The 16,320-nt window shown below is 58.7% G+C and carries 15 protein-coding genes; 5 read left to right on the forward strand and 10 right to left on the reverse strand.

Annotated features, from left to right (window positions below; translation table 11 throughout):
* Positions 1-55 precede the first annotated feature (55 nt).
* A complete protein-coding gene (locus HP062_RS16155; protein WP_172791666.1) occupies positions 56-424 on the forward strand; it encodes a PilZ domain-containing protein in 369 nt (122 codons plus the stop codon).
* Positions 425-552: 128 nt separating this feature from the next.
* On the opposite strand, the gene radA is transcribed toward HP062_RS16155, so the two are convergent.
* From radA to katB, 3 genes are read right to left on the reverse strand one after another with little or no spacing between them, the layout of a single operon-like run.
* A complete protein-coding gene (radA, locus tag HP062_RS16160) occupies positions 553-1,920 on the reverse strand; it encodes a DNA repair protein RadA (protein WP_010467488.1) in 1,368 nt (455 codons plus the stop codon).
* A gap of 45 nt (positions 1,921-1,965) precedes the next feature.
* Entirely contained in the window at positions 1,966-2,508 is a 543-nt protein-coding gene (locus HP062_RS16165) for an ankyrin repeat domain-containing protein (RefSeq protein WP_154913053.1), read from the reverse strand.
* 60 nt (positions 2,509-2,568) lie between these two features.
* Positions 2,569-4,110, reverse strand: a complete 1,542-nt coding sequence (katB, locus tag HP062_RS16170; protein WP_172791667.1) for a catalase KatB — start codon at positions 4,108-4,110, stop codon at positions 2,569-2,571.
* A 285-nt stretch (positions 4,111-4,395) separates the two neighbouring features.
* Here katB and mscL point away from each other — a divergent pair, with 285 nt between their 5' ends.
* Complete coding sequence (gene mscL, locus HP062_RS16175; protein ID WP_010467482.1) at positions 4,396-4,809, forward strand: large-conductance mechanosensitive channel protein MscL; 414 nt, start codon at positions 4,396-4,398, stop codon at positions 4,807-4,809.
* A gap of 47 nt (positions 4,810-4,856) precedes the next feature.
* On the opposite strand, the gene HP062_RS16180 is transcribed toward mscL, so the two are convergent.
* Positions 4,857-5,633: a ferredoxin--NADP reductase gene (locus HP062_RS16180; RefSeq protein WP_172791668.1), complete on the reverse strand. Its 777-nt coding sequence runs from the start codon at positions 5,631-5,633 to the stop codon at positions 4,857-4,859.
* Between the two features lie 346 nt (positions 5,634-5,979).
* Between HP062_RS16180 and HP062_RS16185 the strand changes: the two genes are divergently transcribed.
* Together HP062_RS16185 and HP062_RS16190 are read left to right on the forward strand one after the other, a co-directional pair.
* Positions 5,980-6,690: an autoinducer binding domain-containing protein gene (locus HP062_RS16185; protein ID WP_077749409.1), complete on the forward strand. Its 711-nt coding sequence runs from the start codon at positions 5,980-5,982 to the stop codon at positions 6,688-6,690.
* Positions 6,691-6,879: 189 nt separating this feature from the next.
* Positions 6,880-8,004 (forward strand): class I SAM-dependent methyltransferase, encoded by a 1,125-nt coding sequence (locus HP062_RS16190; RefSeq protein ID WP_172791669.1) that lies wholly within the window; start codon positions 6,880-6,882, stop codon positions 8,002-8,004.
* 81 nt (positions 8,005-8,085) lie between these two features.
* Here HP062_RS16190 and HP062_RS16195 read toward each other — a convergent pair whose 3' ends face one another.
* From HP062_RS16195 to HP062_RS16205, 3 genes are read right to left on the reverse strand one after another with little or no spacing between them, the layout of a single operon-like run.
* Positions 8,086-8,253 (reverse strand): DUF2474 domain-containing protein, encoded by a 168-nt coding sequence (locus HP062_RS16195; protein ID WP_010467474.1) that lies wholly within the window; start codon positions 8,251-8,253, stop codon positions 8,086-8,088.
* A gap of 57 nt (positions 8,254-8,310) precedes the next feature.
* Positions 8,311-9,318: a cytochrome d ubiquinol oxidase subunit II gene (gene cydB, locus HP062_RS16200; protein WP_083375711.1), complete on the reverse strand. Its 1,008-nt coding sequence runs from the start codon at positions 9,316-9,318 to the stop codon at positions 8,311-8,313.
* A gap of 3 nt (positions 9,319-9,321) precedes the next feature.
* Positions 9,322-10,761, reverse strand: a complete 1,440-nt coding sequence (locus tag HP062_RS16205) for a cytochrome ubiquinol oxidase subunit I (RefSeq protein WP_102599721.1) — start codon at positions 10,759-10,761, stop codon at positions 9,322-9,324.
* Positions 10,762-11,247: 486 nt separating this feature from the next.
* On the opposite strand from HP062_RS16205, the gene HP062_RS16210 reads away from it, so the two are divergent.
* Positions 11,248-12,486, forward strand: coding sequence for an MFS transporter (locus tag HP062_RS16210; protein ID WP_077749411.1), 1,239 nt, complete (start codon positions 11,248-11,250; stop codon positions 12,484-12,486).
* On the opposite strand, the gene HP062_RS16215 is transcribed toward HP062_RS16210, so the two are convergent.
* From HP062_RS16215 to HP062_RS16225, 3 genes are read right to left on the reverse strand one after another with little or no spacing between them, the layout of a single operon-like run.
* Positions 12,483-14,684: a xanthine dehydrogenase family protein molybdopterin-binding subunit gene (locus HP062_RS16215; RefSeq protein ID WP_172791670.1), complete on the reverse strand. Its 2,202-nt coding sequence runs from the start codon at positions 14,682-14,684 to the stop codon at positions 12,483-12,485. The genes HP062_RS16210 and HP062_RS16215 overlap by 4 nt on opposite strands.
* Positions 14,681-15,670, reverse strand: coding sequence for a xanthine dehydrogenase family protein subunit M (locus tag HP062_RS16220; protein ID WP_172791671.1), 990 nt, complete (start codon positions 15,668-15,670; stop codon positions 14,681-14,683). The genes HP062_RS16215 and HP062_RS16220 overlap by 4 nt, the downstream gene beginning before the upstream one ends.
* Complete coding sequence (locus HP062_RS16225) at positions 15,667-16,197, reverse strand: (2Fe-2S)-binding protein (protein WP_172791672.1); 531 nt, start codon at positions 16,195-16,197, stop codon at positions 15,667-15,669. The genes HP062_RS16220 and HP062_RS16225 overlap by 4 nt, the downstream gene beginning before the upstream one ends.
* Positions 16,198-16,320 lie beyond the last annotated feature (123 nt).

The raw sequence follows: 16,320 nt of genomic DNA on the forward strand, positions 1-16,320 counted from the left end.
TGGCAGGCTTTGACCGTGGCGGTCTATAGTCAGCGAACATCAAGAGGATTGCGCCATGAGTGAGCTCGCCGCCGATCGCCGCCGCTTCAAACGTATTGCGTTCGATGCCAGAACAGAGCTGAGCCAAGGGGAATTAACCTGGCCGGTGAAGCTGATCGACCTGTCACTCAAGGGGTTGCTGATCGAGAAGCCCGAGCCGTGGCTGGGTAATCCGGACAAGCATTTCCTGGTCGATATTCATCTTAACGAAGACGTCGAGATCAAGATGGATGTGATGTTGACCCACGATGATCATGGTCAACTCGGGTTCGTCTGCAAACACATCAGCCTGGAATCGATTGAACGCCTGCGGCGGTTGATCGAGTTCAACCTGGGGGATCCCAAGGAACTGGAGCGCGAATTGGGCGCGCTCATAGAAGTCTGAAGGCTCAACACTGATCCAATGTGAAGCGAGCTTGCTCGCGAAAGCGGAATGCCAGTCGACATAAATGTTGAATGTCAGATCGCTATCGCGAGCAGGCTCGCTCCCACAGGATTGTGTGCTGCCTGCGACTACTCGAACAATGCGTCGAGGGCCTGCTCCAGACGGGTCACGGCAATAATCTGCAACCCCGGCGGCGCTTCCTTGGGCGCATTGCCCTTGGGCACGATGGCGCGTTTGAAGCCGTGCTTGGCGGCTTCCTTCAAGCGTTCCTGGCCACTCGGCACCGGGCGCACTTCGCCTGACAGCCCGACTTCACCGAACACCAGCAAATCATGGGGCAGCGGGCGGTTGCGCAAACTGGACATGACCGCCGCCATCAGCGCCAGGTCGGACGCCGTTTCCAGCACCTTCACCCCACCGACCACGTTGAGGAAGACGTCCTGATCGTGGGTCGGAATTCCGCCGTGACGATGCAGTACCGCCAGCAACATCGCCAGACGATTCTGATCCAGCCCCAGCGTGACCCGGCGCGGGTTCGCCAAATGGCTGTCATCCACCAGCGCCTGGACTTCCACCAGCATCGGCCGCGTTCCTTCCCACGTCGCCATGACCACGCTGCCCGGCACTTCTTCCTGCGCACGAGTGAGAAAAATCGCTGACGGGTTGGAGACTTCTTTCAGGCCCTTGTCGGTCATGCCGAAAACGCCCAACTCGTTGACAGCGCCGAAACGGTTTTTCACCGCGCGCAACAGACGCAGCCGTCCATCGGATTCGCCTTCGAAATACAGCACCGTATCGACCATGTGCTCCAGCACGCGCGGCCCGGCCAAGGCGCCTTCTTTTGTCACGTGGCCGACCAGGAAAATCGCCGTGCCGCTCTGCTTGGCATACCGCACCAGCAACGCGGCACTTTCCCTCACCTGCGACACGCCGCCCGGTGCCGATTGCAGTTGTTCGGTGAAGATGGTCTGAATGGAGTCGATCACCATGACCTTGGGCTTTTCGACCCGGGCGGTGGCAATGATGGTTTCGATGCAGGTTTCGGTCATCACCCGCAGCTGATCCTGCGGCAGGCCCAGACGTCGGGCGCGCATGGCCACCTGCTGCTGGGATTCTTCACCGGTGACGTACAGCGCCGGCATGACTTTGGCGAGGTTGCACAAGGTTTGCAGGAGAATGGTCGACTTGCCGATGCCCGGATCACCGCCGATCAGCACCACCGAACCATCCACCAGGCCACCGCCCAACACCCGATCGAGTTCACTGGACGCGGTGGAGAAGCGCGGAATCTCTTCGACGCTGACTTCGGCCAGGGTCTTGATCTGAGCCTGCTGGCCGGTCCAACCGGTGCGACCGCTGGGTGCTGCGGCGCCGCCGCTCTCGACCATGGTTTCGGTCAGCGTGTTCCAGGCCCCGCACTCGCCGCACTGGCCGGCCCACTTGGGGAAGGTTGAGCCGCACTCGGTGCAGCCGTACATGCGCTTGGCCTTGGCCATCTGAACTCCCGGCAAAAACCGCGATGATAGCTCAGCTGACGCGGATCAGCGCGGCACCGCTGTGCGGATTTCACCGTTGGCCAGACGCGCGGCGCTGTTGCCCAACGGATCTTCGGCATTCAGGTCGGCGCCCTTGGCCTTGAGCTCATCCAGCAATTCGACTCGCTTGAACAGTCCCGCGTACATCGCGGCCGTCTGGCCAGCGCCGTTACGTTGGTCGGGGCTGCAATGGGCGGCCAACAGGGTTTTGGCGATCTGGATTTCGCCCTTGAAAATGGCGCCCATCAGGGCGGTGTTGCCGCGCTGATCCTGCGCGCAGGCGTCGGCCCCGGCCGCGAGCAAACGGTCCACGGCGGCTGTCTGGCCATGATAGGCCGCAAGAATCAGCGCGGTGTAACCCTTGCTGTCGCGGGTATCGAGGGCGTAACCGGCCTCTATGAAGGTATCGAGCATCGGCACGTCGCCACGGCGGGCGGCGTCGAAGTAGTAATTTTTCAGTTGAACCTTCAGCGCTACGGGATCTTCGGCCGGCGCGCCGAATACGCTGAAACACACGCACGACAGAAACAGCGATAGGCAAAAACGCATGGCAATCTCCTTGGTCTGACGGGACCTCGTCAGAGGCCCCGCTTTTTCAGGCAAACGCGATCAGTCCGCCAGCTTGGCCGCCAGTGCCTTGACCCGGCCCAGATCACCCTTGGCCACCTTGGTCACGCCGCTCCCGTATTCCGGGTCAGCCTTATAAAGGAAGGACAGGATGATGTGCTTGCTCTCGTCATCGGTGGTGGCCAGTGAGCCGCCGAAGCTCTCGATCAGGTCCTTGCGTTCTTTCTTGCTGAACGAGCGATACAGATCGCCGGCCTGCTTGAAGTTCTGCTCACGCTGGATCTTCGCCTGCTGCGTGCTGCCCGACAGGGCCGACTGGCTGTAACGTGCGGTTTGCGGCTCGTCACGAGGCAGTAAACGGCTCGGCTGATAATTCACGCCGCTGCTGCTATGGCCGATGTTCATCGCGCCATCCTGATTACCGTTGTTCACGGCGACCTTGGGTGCATTGATTGGCAATTGCAGTGCATTGGCGCCCAGGCGATACAGTTGAGTATCGGCATAAGAGAACACCCGTCCTTGTAATAAGCGATCTTCGGAAGGTTCGATGCCTGGAACAAGATTGGCCGGTGCCATGGCAACTTGTTCTGTTTCCTGGAAGACATTTGCCGGATTTCGGTTCAACACCATTTGTCCAACTTTTCGTTCAGGAACTCCGGGCCAGATTTTGGTTGCGTCCAATGGATCGAAATCAAACTTGTACAAGTCTTTAGGATTTAACACCTGGACGTACAAGTCCCATTTTGGAAAGTTGCCCTTGTTAATATGAGACACCAAGTCATTGGTCATATGACTGTAATCTTGACCTTGAACTTTGGTTACTGCTTTTGGATCGAGATTATTAATCCCCTGCAGACTTTTCCAGTGAAACTTCACGTAGTGAACTTCACCCTTGGCATTAACTAACTTGTAAGCATGAACACCGTTACCGTCCATTTCCCGATAACTGGCGGGTGTACCGGAATTGGAATACAACTCCGTCAGCGTGCGAGTGGCCTCTGGAACATGGGAAAAGAAATCGAAGCGGCGGGCATCATCGTCCAGGTTGGTACGTGGGTCCGGCTTGAAGGCGTGGACCATGTCCGGGAATTTGATGGCATCACGAATGAAAAAGGTCGGAAAATTGTTGCCGACCAGGTCCCAGTTGCCGTCCGCCGTATAGAACTTGGTGGCAAAGCCACGGGGATCACGAAGGGTTTCTGGCGAATGGTTGCCGTGGACGACCGCCGAGAAACGCACAAACACCGGCGTGCTTTGACCGCCAGCGAATACCTTGGCCTTGGTCAGGTCACTCAGGTCGTCCGTCACGGTAAAGGTGCCGTGGGCACCGGTGCCGCGGGCATGCACGACGCGCTCGGGAATGCGCTCGCGATCAAAGCGTTGGAGCTTCTGGATCAGTTGCACGTCCTGTAGCAGCACCGGGCCATTGGCACCGGCGGTTTGCGAGTTCTGGTTGTCGCCGACGGCAGCACCGTTATCGCGGGTCAGGGGGGCAGCGTGGACGGAGAAGGTCAGCAGGCTGGCGGTTAATACGCCAAGGGTACGCCGATGGGGGAAAGCCCCAAGGCCAAGGGTCGAAGTCATATCAGGTTCCTCTGTTTTCAAGGCGCACTCCAAGTGCGCTGCCCAGAGGCTAGTGGCCCGGAGCGCAGAACATAAATAGAAAGAACGTAATGCGATGATTCAGAGAATTGTGTGGCTAATCAGCCAGTTAGCGCGTAGTTCGCGCGCGATTGCTGGCACTTTGCAAACTAAATGCCTGCAAATGTGTCGATAAACATGGGCATTGTAAGAAGGCGTTTCGAGCAGGACAGGATTTGCTGATTTACACTGCGTTCACCAACCTCATCTGTAACAAGGAAATAACCTATGGGCGTGATAAGTGAGTTCAAGGCCTTCGCGGTCAAAGGTAATGTGGTCGACATGGCCGTCGGTATCATCATCGGCGCCGCGTTCGGCAAGATCGTTTCATCGTTTGTCGGCGACGTGGTGATGCCGCCAATCGGCCTGCTGATCGGTGGGGTGGACTTCAGTGACCTGGCGGTTACCCTCAAGGCAGCCAACGGCGATATCCCGGCGGTGGTGCTGGCCTACGGCAAGTTCATCCAGAGCCTGATCGACTTCATCATCGTCGCCTTCGCGATCTTTATGGGCGTCAAAGCCATCAACCGTCTGAAACGCGAGGAGGCCGTTGCGCCCACCCTGCCGCCGGTTCCAACCAAGGAAGAAGAGCTGTTGAGCGAGATCCGTGACCTGCTCAAGGCCCAGAACAATCAGCCCTGAAGGCTGGTTGCGTGCAAAAGAACGGCGCCTTCGGGGCGCCGTTTTTTTTACCAGAAGTTCTCCACCGCCACTTGGCCGGGTCGTCGACTGAGGCTCAAGTGCATGTCCCGCTGCTTGAGCAGCTTGCGTGTGTCATCGATCATCTGGGGGTTGCCGCAGAGCATGACCCGCGAGTGCTCGGGCGTCAGCGCCACCCCCGCCACCCGCTCCAGTTCTCCGTTGTCTATCAGCGTCGTGATTCGCCCGTTAAGGGCGCCGGGGTGCTCCTCGCGCGTGACGGTCGCGATGAACTGCAACTTGTGCGCGTATTCGGCCAGATAGTCGCGCAGCGCCAGCCCCGCGATCAGCGCCTGATAAGCCAGCTCGCGGGCTTCCCTTACGCTGTACACCAGGATGATCCGCTCGAATTTCTCCCACACCTCAAAGTCCTGCAGGATCGACAAAAATGGCGCCACGCCGGTGCCAGTGGATAGCAACCAGAGATCACGACCGTCGACGAAACGATCCAGCGTCAGGTAGCCGAAGGCCTGACGGTCCACCAACAGCGTATCGCCGACCTCCAGCCGACTCAGTTCGCTGGTGAACTCCCCGCCTGGCACCACGATGGAAAAGAACTCGAGAAATTCGTCATGGGGCGAGGAGACCATTGAATAGGCGCGCCATACCGTGCTGCCATCGGTCCGGGTAACGCCCAACCGGGCAAATTGCCCCGCCCGAAAACGAAAACCGGGGTCTCGGGTGGCCCGCAACGTGAACAGGTTGGGGGTCAACGGCTGAACGTCGGTCAGGGTCTGGCGAGTGAATTTTTCTGCGCTGGCGGTCATGGGGTGCTCCATTCAACAGATGCCCCAGTGTCCCGCAAAGCGAGTGATGTAAACACCGGTGATTTGTAGTGGCTTTAGACGAGCCACCCATGTCCTGGGGTTACTGATGCGATTGTAAGTGCCCCTCCTGTCACACTAACCAAAGGGTACAACACAAAATTCAATAGAAGCATTAGGTACAACATATAACGTTTGTTAATCCTGACTAAGAACCAGTTATTTACTTTTCAACCTTTTCAAGAGCAAAAAAATTGCAGCCTCTTCGTAGGAATACTCCTACACTCGTGAGGTGCCGGATTTCGGATCCAATGTGCACCCCCCAGATACCCCGTATGGAGTTACGCCAATGGAAATGTGGAAGGAATCACGTTTAAGACAGATATCTGAAGCGAGAGACGTTGGAGATGCCTATGAGATATCACTGGATTTCGTCAAAAGCCTTGGCTTTAATTTTTGTGCATTTTCAATCACTTCTCACTTGCGAGGCCCACACTTCGATAGAGTGAATTTCAACAACTACCCAAGTGGCTGGAACGCGGAATATGAACAAAATCACTTCAGAGAAATAGACCCAGTAGTAGCTCATTGCAATCATTCAACAATGCCCATTTTATGGGAAGAGAAGGTTTATTCGAAGACACCAACGCTGTGGCAAGCACAGAAACAACTCGGTTTGCAGTATGGCTGGTCGCAATCGCTCCATGGCGACAACGGGCTGCGCAGCATGCTCAGCCTGGCAAGAAGCGACTGCCCCATCACCCCCTATGAATGGTATGAAAAACTGGGCTACACGATGTTCATCAGCAACCACCTGCATGGGCTCGTCGCTAAAAAATTGCCTGATCGCGTGAAGGATTACTGCAAACCGCATTTATCGGCACGCGAGATCGAGATATTGAAACTGTCAGCCGATGGCAAAACCGCCTACGAGATAGGCATCATCCTGTGCATCACTGAACGCACCACAAATTTTCATATTCACCGAGTAATAATGAAACTGGGCGTCAACAACAAGCTTGCGGCAGTGGTCGCAGCCACCAGGGCGTGCTTGATCTGAGCAGTACACCCCTAATAACCAGGAGGAAAAACCTGCGGGCAATCCAAAAGAAAAAAACGTACCATTTGCGGCTCCTCCAGAGTGTTGACGAATGCACCATTACGTCGCAGTCCACTCGGACAGTCCCGCCCGCTACAACGCTTCAGGCAGCGGGACACCACACCCGTTGACTACCCAGAGCCCCGCCTCATGCCCCTGCTCGAAACGCCCTTCGCCCAACTCGATCTGATCCGTCAGCCAGAACAGCAGAACGAACCACTGCAAGCTTTCGATGCCGCAGACGAGTACATGCTCAATTATCTGGCCGAGCAGCAACCGGCCGCGGACACCCGAGTGCTGGTGCTCAACGATAGCTTCGGCGCGTTGGCCGCGAGCCTGGCGGGGCACGTTGTGGTGACCAGCAGCGGCGACTCGTTTCTGGCCTTCCAGGGCCTGGAAAAGAATCTGATCCGCAACGGCCTGGCCTTCGATGCCGTGCCGAGCGTACCGGCCAACGAAGCCTTTTCGGGGCCGTTTGACCGCGTGTTGATCCGGGTGCCGAAAACCCTGGCCTTGCTGGAAGAGCAACTGATTCGCCTGCAAAGCCAACTGGCCCCGGGTGCTCAGGTGATTGCAGCAGCGATGGTCAAGCATCTGCCCCGTGCCGCCGGTGATCTGCTGGAGCGTTACATCGGCCCGGTGCAAGCCTCGTTGGCGGTGAAAAAAGCCCGGCTGCTGATCGCAACGCCTGAAGCCAAAAGCCCAGCCGTGTCGCCCTACCCTTCACGCTATCAACTCGACACACCGGCGATCGAACTGCTGAACCACGCCAACGTGTTCTGCCGCGAAGGGCTGGACATCGGCACTCGCGCATTTCTTCCACACTTGCCACAGAACCTCGGGACAGCCCGCGTTGCCGATCTCGGTTGTGGTAACGGCGTACTGGCAATCGCCAGCGCTCTGCAAAACCCTGAGGCCCATTACACGCTGGTGGACGAGTCATTCATGGCGGTGCAATCGGCCGCCGAAAACTGGCGCGCAGCACTGGGCGATCGTGACGTGATCGTCCGCGCCGACGATGGCCTGGCCGGACAAGAACCGCAATCGCTGGACGTGGTGCTGTGCAATCCACCGTTTCACCAGCAACAAGTCGTAGGCGACTTTCTCGCCTGGCGGATGTTCCAGCAAGCGCGCGAAGCTCTGGTAACCGGCGGTGCGCTGTACATCGTCGGCAACCGTCACCTGGGTTACCACAGCAAGCTCGCGCGGCTGTTCCGTGGCGTCGAGCAAGTGGCGGCCACGCCGAAATTCGTCATTCTCAAAGCCCGCAAATAATCGCAGGTAAAAAAAAACCCTCCGTGACAGGAGGGTTTGAATCCGTGCCGCAAGGCAACGGGGATGGGAATGTCGGGTGTTTCAGTGCGTGGACAGACCTGCGGCGTTCATGAACATGCGCATCAGGCTGGCCACGATAAACAGGGCCCCCACGCTACCGACCCAAATCAAGGCCAACCAACCGAGCCGCTGCCAAAGCGGTTTTTTCTCTGCCGCCTTGATTTCCTCCAGGGAATGTTTGCCAGCCATCATCTTGACCTCCTCTGAAACGGCGCAGGTTCAAGCCCTGCGCCATTGTCGTGTGCGCTAGTGATAACCGTCTTCGTGGGTCACCTTGCCGCGGAACACGTAGTAGCTCCAGAAGGTGTAACCCAGGATGAACGGGATGATGAACAGCGTACCGACCAGCATGAAGCCCTGGCTTTGCGGCGGTGCAGCAGCGTCCCAGATCGAGATCGAAGGCGGTACGATGTTGGGCCACAGGCTGATGCCCAGACCGCTGTAGCCGAGGAAGATCAGCACCAACGTCAGCAGGAATGGCGTGTAGTTCGCATTGCGGGCCACGGCGCGGATCAGACCGTACATAGTCACCAGCACCAGGATCGGTACCGGCAGGAACCAGAACAGGTTCGGCAGGGTAAACCAGCGGGCCGCGATCTCGGCATGGGCCAACGGGGTCCAGATACTGACGATACCGATCACCGCCAACACCACGAACGCCAACGGCCGCGCCAGATCATGCATCTGCTGCTGCAACTTGCCTTCGGTCTTCATGATGAGCCAGGTGCAACCCAGCAGCGCATAAGCCACCACCAGCGCGAGGCCGCAGAACAGGGTGAACGGTGTCAGCCAGTCCAGTGAACCACCGGCAAACTGGCGATTGACCACCGGCAACCCATCGATGAATGCCCCCAGGGCCACCCCCTGGAAGAAGGTTGCAGCAATCGAACCACCGATAAACGCCTTGTCCCACAGATGACGCTTGTCGTCCTTGGCCTTGAAGCGGAACTCAAACGCAACGCCCCGGAAAATCAGCCCGATCAGCATGAAAATCAGCGGCAGGTACAGCGCCGAGAGCACCACCGAATAGGCCAGCGGGAACGCGCCGAACAACGCCGCGCCACCCAGTACCAGCCAGGTTTCGTTGCCGTCCCAGACCGGGGCGACGGTGTTCATCATCACGTCACGGTCGGTCTTGCCCGGGATGAACGGGAAGAGAATCCCGATCCCCAGGTCGAAGCCGTCCATGACCACGTACATCATGATGCCGAAGATGATGATCACGGCCCAGATCAGCGGAAGATCAATACCCATGACTCAAATCTCCTTGGTCAGGCTGGGATCGTGGTCGTCGTCGGCGGAATCGTCGGCGGCGGACAGCGGACGAGCCGGCGTGCGCTTCTTGCCTGGACCACCTTCGGGCGTTTCCTTGCCTTCGTCGATCTTCGGCCCTTTGCGCACCAGGCGCATCATGTAGCCCAGACCGGCACCGAACAGCGCGAAATACACCACCACGAACAGGACCAGCGTGATGCTCATCTGCAGGAAGCTGTGATTGGAGGACGCGTCCGCCGTGCGCATCAGCCCATAGACCACCCACGGCTGACGACCGATTTCAGTGGTGAACCAGCCCGCGAGGATCGCGATCAGGCCGGATGGGCCCATCCACAACGCCAGATATAGGAACGGACGCGAGGTGTACAACTTGTCACTCTTGCGCAGCCACAGGCTCCACAATCCGGTGAAGATCATCAGCATGCCCAGACCCACCATGATCCGGAACGACCAGAACACAATGGTGGAATTCGGCCGGTCTTCAGGCGGGAAGTCCTTGAGCGCCGGCACTTGCTTGTCCAGGGAATGGGTCAGGATCAGGCTGCCCAGGTAGGGAATCTCTACCGCGTATTTGGTCCGTTCTTCTTTCATGTCAGGCCAGCCGAACAGGATCAGCGGGGTCGGCTCATCGCCGTGATTTTCCCAGTGACCTTCGATCGCAGCGATTTTCGCCGGCTGGTGCTTAAGCGTGTTGAGCCCGTGAAAGTCACCGATGACCGCCTGAATCGGCGCCACGATCAATGCCATCCACATGGCCATCGAGAGCATGGTGCGGATCGCCGGGTTGTCCTTGCCGCGCAGCAAATGCCAGGCCGCGGAAGAGCCGACGAAGAAGGCAGTCGCGACGAACGCGGCCGTCGCCATGTGCATCAGGCGGTAGGGGAATGAGGGGTTGAAGATCACGGCGAACCAGTCGGTTGGAATGACCTGGCCATTAATGATTTCGAATCCTTGCGGGGTCTGCATCCAACTGTTGGAGGCGAGAATCCAGAAGGTCGATATCAGCGTGCCGATGGCAACCATGACCGTGGCGAAGAAGTGCAGATTGCGCCCGACCTTGTTCCAGCCGAACAGCATGACGCCGAGGAAACCGGCCTCAAGGAAGAACGCTGTGAGGACTTCGTACGTCAGCAACGGCCCGGTCACGGAACCGGCGAAATCCGAGAAGCGGCTCCAGTTGGTGCCGAACTGATATGCCATAACCAACCCGGACACCACCCCCATGCCGAAGTTGACGGCAAAGATCTTCGACCAGAAATGGTACAGATCGCGGTAAGTGTCGTTGTTCGTCTTCAGCCACAAACCTTCGAGTACCGCCAGGTAACTCGCCAGGCCAATGGTGATAGCCGGGAACAGGATGTGGAACGAGATGGTGAACGCAAACTGAATTCGGGCGAGATCAAGCGCCTCCAAACCGAACATAAGTCTTCCTCTGTCAGGTAATACCGGCTGAAGGCTTGCGGCCTGCACCCACTGCCCCCACGGATATGGAGTGTGGCGAATTAGAATTCGTTCTTTTTTTACAAACGTCACAACGTAGGGAGTCTGGCCATCTGGCCACCGGATCATTTCCACAAGGGTCTTGATCTGGATCAAGCAATGGTTAAAAGAGTAGTCCCATTTTTGACGATGGACGGTGTGGTCTTTTGCCGCGTGACAGGTTGCCTCATAGCTCTACTCATGAACTGAAACACATTACCGGTGAGAGCGAGCCGGCTCGCGAAGCAGTGTGTCAGGCAGCAGAGGTGTCGACTGATACTCCATCATCACGAGCAGGCTCGCTCCCAAAGGGGAATGTCGGTGTTTTTGGAGATCGGTGTCTAGCTAACTAAATTTTCCCAGCCTGCAACTTCTGGTTACAGCTTGGTGATAATCTCGACCCTCACCTCGCTCAAGACCTGCCCTCAGATGCCCAGCCAAGCGCCCTTGCTGTTACGCCATCACCGCCCTTTTATCGCGTTCTGGCTGGCTCGGGTGTTTACCGCCAGCGGTTTTCAGATGCTCACCGTGGCCATCGGCTGGAATCTGTATCAACTGACCGGCAATGTGCTCGACCTGGGCTTGGTAGGGCTGGTGGAATTTGCTCCACGGGTTTTGTTCATGCTGCACACCGGGCACGTTGCGGACCGCTATGACCGGCGCAAGGTCGCGGCGATCTGCCAATCTCTGCAAGCGATGATTGCCCTCTCCCTGGCCATCGGCAGCGCAACCGACCATGTCACCCGCGAGATGATCTTCATCCTCGCCTTCCTGCTCGGCGCCGCACGCTCCTTCGAGATGCCGACCACCCAGGCCCTGCTGCCGAGCATCGTGCCCAGCGCGCTGTTCCCCCGCGCCGTCGCCGCCGCGCAGTCGGCTCAACAATCAGCCACCATCGTCGCCCCGGCCCTTGGCGGTTTGCTCTATGCCTTCGGCAGCGTCTGGGTATATGGCCCGACCGTGATCCTCTACCTCATTGCCTGCTTGCTGATGCTCAACCTGCCCGCCCGGCAAACACCGCTGAACAAGGGCAAGGCGACGCTGGACTCATTGCTCGCAGGCATCCGCTTCATTCGCAGTCGGCCGGACATTCTCGGGGCGATTTCCCTGGACCTGTTTGCGGTATTGCTCGGCGGGGCAACGGCACTGCTGCCGGTGTTCGCCAAAGACATCTTGTTGACTGGCCCCTGGGGCCTGGGTCTGTTGCGCTCAGCCCCGGCCGTCGGTGCGCTGCTGATGTCGCTGTACCTGGCGCGATTTGCCGTGGAGCGCAAAGTCGGGCGGGTGATGTTCACGGCCGTCGGTGTGTTCGGCGTCGCGACCATCGCGTTCGGCCTCTCTACTTCGTTCTGGTTTTCCCTGGCCGTGCTGGTGGTGTTGGGCGCAGCAGACATGATCAGCATGGTGATCCGCGCCTCCTTCGTGCAACTGGAAACCCCGGACGAAATGCGCGGCCGGGTCAGCGCCGTGAACGGTTTGTTCATCGGTGCTTCGAACCAGTTGGGCGAGTTCGAATCCGGCCTCACCGCCCATTGGTTCGGCACCGTGCCGGCGGTGGTCATGGGCGGTATCGGCACGCTGGTGGTGACCGGGGCGTGGATCAAATTGTTCCCGACCCTGGCCAACCGCGACCGTATGCATGTGCCAATCGAAGAAGCCAAGGCCTAGAGCAGTTTGTCCAGGGTGATGGGGAAATCCCTCACCCGTTTGCCAGTCGCGTGATAGATCGCATTGGCCACCGCTGCCGCCACGCCGACGATGCCGATCTCGCCCACGCCCTTGGAACCCAAGGCATTGACGATCTCGTCGTGTTCTTCGACAAACAGCACGTCAATGTCGCCGATATCAGCGTTTACCGGAATGTGGTATTCGGCCAGGCTGTGATTCATGTGACGACCCAGCGCATGGTCGGTCTGCGTCTCCTCGTGCAAGGCCATGCCGATGCCCCACACCACGCCACCGAGAATCTGGCTGCGGGCCATTTTCGGATTGACCACTCGACCCGCCGCAATCGCGCTGACCACCCGGTTCACCTTCACCGTGCCCAAGTCCTCATCCACCAGCACTTCGACGAACACCGCTGAATGGGTGGCGGTGGCGTAGGCTTCACGCTTCTTGTCAGGCTCGGCATCAACCTGAACCTCGAGGGTGTCTTCGCCACAGTCCCGGGCCAGGTCGGCCAGTTTTACCCGCGCATCGCCAAATGACAGATATCCGTCTTCAAAAGCCGCTTGTTCCGAGGTCACACCACTGAACGCGGGTGAGGTTTGCCGCGCAACGGCGAGCAGTTTTTCCTTTAAGGCTTCGCAAGCCTGCTGAACGGCCGTGCCGACCGACGACACCGTGAACGATCCGCCCTGCAATGGCGCGGTTGGCAATGAAGAGTCGCCAAGGACAAAAGTGACATCCTCTACCGAAACGCCTGACGCCTGCGCGGCAATTTGCGTCATGACCGTGTAGGTGCCCGTGCCGATATCGGTGGTGGCGCTACTGACGGTCAGCTTGCCGTTGTGATCAAGCGAAGCCTTGGCGCTGGCCTTCTGCTGCATCGCTTCCCAGACACCGCCGGCCATGCCCCAGCCCACTAACTGTCGACCCTGACGCATGCTGCGCGGTTCGGGATCGCGCTGATCCCAGCCAAAGCGTTTGGCACCTTGGGCGTAACATTCGCGCAAGGCTTTGCTGGAGTACGGTTTGTCTTCGTTCTGATTGCGCTCGGAATAATTGATCAACCGCAGCTGCACCGGATCGATGGCCAACGCACAGGCCAGTTCGTCCATCGCACATTCAAGGCCAATCAACCCCAGCGCCGCGCCTGGCGCTCGCATGTCGAGGGGCGTGAACACGTCCAGTGGCACAAGTTTGTTGGTCAACTGCACGTTGTCGCAGTGATAGAGCATGCCGCTCCACTCCACCACGTGCTCGGTGAAATCCTCGAAACGCGAGGTCTGGCCGATGGCGGTATGAGCCACCGCCAACAAGCGTCCATTGGCCGCAGCGCCCAATTGCAAACGTTGCAAAGTGCGCGGACGGTAGCCGAAGGTGAACATCTGCTGCCGAGTCAATGTCACTCGCACCGAACGCTTGAGGTGCAGCGCGGCCATCACGGCCAGCGCCAACTGGTACTGCGGACGCAGGCCCGAGCCAAACGCACCGCCGACATACGCGGCGAAAATTCTGACCTGCTCTTTCTCAAGCCCGAACACCTTTTGCACGTATGACTGACAGTTCTGCGGACCCTGAGTCTTGTCATGGATATGCAGACTGCCATCGGCCTGATAAAGCACTGTGCTGGCGTGCGGTTCCATCGGGTTGTGGTGTTCGATCGGCGTGCTGTAGTTCAGATCCAGACTCAGGGCGGCACCGGCAAATTCGGCCTGGAAGTTCCCACGAGGTTCAGGCAGCTTGGCGGGTGCCGGTTTGGCTTCGCCTTGCAGGCTCAACAGATCGGTCTGATGAGACTCGGTGTCGTATTCAATCTTTACCAGCGAACCGGCATAACGCGCCAACTCAAGGTTATCCGCAACGACGAGCGCCAGCGGCTGGCCGCTGTACAGGACCTTATCGTTGTACAACGGACGAAACGGCGATCCCTCAGCCGAGTCGGCGTCTTCGTAATCCTTGTCATAACTGGCGATTGTCGGACGCTGGAGGTGATCGATCACCGCGACAACACCGGGCAATGCCAGCGCCTCCGAGGCGTCAATGCTGAGCACGCGACCGCAGGCGATAGAACTTGAGACAACGCTGCCGTGGAGCAGGCCTTCCTCAGGAAACTCACCGGCGTAGCGGGCCTGGCCGGTAACTTTGAGAGGACCGTCGACCCGGTCCAGTGGCTGGCCCATGGGTAAGGTAAATGTGTTCATCGGGCTTGCCCTCCTCGCGCGGCATCGCTCAAGGCGCGAACAATTGCCTCTCGCGCCAGTTTGACCTTAAAGGCGTTATGTTCGAGCGGTTCGGCCTTTTGCAGGAGCATGTCGGCAGTGGCGCCGAAGGTTTCATGGTTGGCCACCTTACCCACCAGCCATTGCTCGACGGCATTGTCACGCCACGGTTTATGCGCCACGCCACCGAGGACCAAACGCGCTTCGCGAATGGCCGGCCCGGACAGGTCCAGCGCTGCGGCGACCGACACCAGGGCGAAGGCGTAAGAGGCGCGATCGCGAATCTTCAAATAATGGCTGTACTCGGCAAAACCGGCGGCGGGCAACTCGACCGCGATAATGAGTTCATCGTCGGCCAGTTGGTTATCGCGCTCAGGGGTATCGCCCGGCAATCGGTGGAAGTCGGCAAACGCAATGGTTCTGGCACCGTCGCGCCCCTGGACGTGGACGATTGCCTCCAACGCCGCCAACGCCACACACATGTCGGAAGGATGGGTGGCGACGCAATGCGTACTGGCGCCGAGGATCGCGTGAATCCGGTTGAGACCGTCCCGTGCAGGGCAACCACTGCCGGGCTCCCGCTTATTGCACGGCACGCTGGCGTCGTAGAAGTAATAGCAGCGAGTGCGTTGCAGAAGATTGCCGCCGGTGCTGGCCATGTTGCGCAATTGCGGCGAAGCACCTGCCAGGATCGCCTGGGATAACAGCGGGTAACGCTGCTCAATCAGCGGGTGCCAGGCCAGATCGGCATTGCTGACCAAGGCGCCAATCATCACGCCGCCGCTGGCCGTTTCCTTGACCTCGCGTAGTGGCAAACCGGTGATATCAATCAAATGTTCGGGGCGAGTGAGGTTCTCTTTCATCAAATCCAGCAGATTCGTACCGCCGGCGATGAAGCGCGACGCCGGACTGGCGAGGTGCACGGCGTCCTGCACCGAATCGGGTTTGCTGTAGTGGAAAGGATTCATTGACCACCTCCTTGCCCAGGCTGGCGGCAGGAGGGAAGTACCTCTTCGATGGCATCGCGAATATTGTTGTAGGCACCGCAACGGCAGAGGTTTCCGCTCATCAGCTCCTGAATGTCCGCGCGGGTATGCGCCCGCCCTTCATTCGCCAGACCGACCGCCGAACAGATCTGCCCCGGCGTGCAATAGCCGCACTGAAAGGCATCGTGCTTGATGAAGGCTTGCTGCATGGGGTGCAACTCATCGCCGTTTGCCAGCCCTTCAATGGTGACCAGCTCTGCGCCGTCGCACATCACCGCCAGCGTCAGGCAGGCGTTCACCCGCTTGCCGTTGAGCAACACCGTGCAGGCGCCACACTGGCCATGATCGCAACCTTTTTTGGTGCCGATCAGGTCCAATTGCTCGCGCAGCAGGTCCAAAAGCGTGGTCCAGGGCAAGACCTCCAGTTGACGCTCCTGACCGTTGAGGGTCAGGCGTAACGGGTGACGAACGAAGGACGGCTGCGCCGCCTCGGGGGTGGTCGCACTCATAAACACCTCACGGTAAGTCGTAATAAGCGGCGTTTTGGCAAACCGCCGTCATAAGGGGTACGACTTCGGGGTGGCGAGAGTGTTCAAGGAAACTGATGGGCGCGGAAAGACCAGTATTGGAGC

This window comes from Pseudomonas sp. B14-6, assembly GCF_013260315.1.
Classification (GTDB): Bacteria; Pseudomonadota; Gammaproteobacteria; order Pseudomonadales; family Pseudomonadaceae; genus Aquipseudomonas; species Aquipseudomonas mandelii.